The 321-nt window shown below is 54.8% G+C and carries 1 pseudogene; it reads left to right on the forward strand.

Annotated elements, in window-relative coordinates:
* Positions 1 to 321 (forward strand): annotated as a pseudogene (locus L691_RS32770) (alpha/beta hydrolase); the annotation flags it as partial.

Genomic DNA, 321 nt, shown 5'->3' on the forward strand with positions numbered 1-321 from the left:
GGCTCCCACCGACCAGACGGTCGACGGAGGGCTGGCCGAGCTTCATGATGTAAGCTATATGGCCCTTCAAGGTGCGCGGGACGGCGATGTGCATGATTTCTACGGAGACCGGCAGTATATTCGCTCATTCTATTCTGCTTACACCGATGCCTTCAAGACCTCGCTGTATATCGGCAATGCGAATCACAGCCAGTTCAACAGCGACTGGGGTCTCCTCGATCTTGCCCCGCCGGCCGGGCTGTTCTTAAACCGCAGCGGAATTATAAAAGAAGAGGAGCAGCGGCAAATCGCCAAAGTATACATTTCGGCCTTTCTGGAGCA

Origin of the sequence: Paenibacillus zanthoxyli JH29 (assembly GCF_000520715.1) — a bacterium.
Taxonomy (GTDB): domain Bacteria; phylum Bacillota; class Bacilli; order Paenibacillales; family Paenibacillaceae; genus Paenibacillus_AQ; species Paenibacillus_AQ zanthoxyli.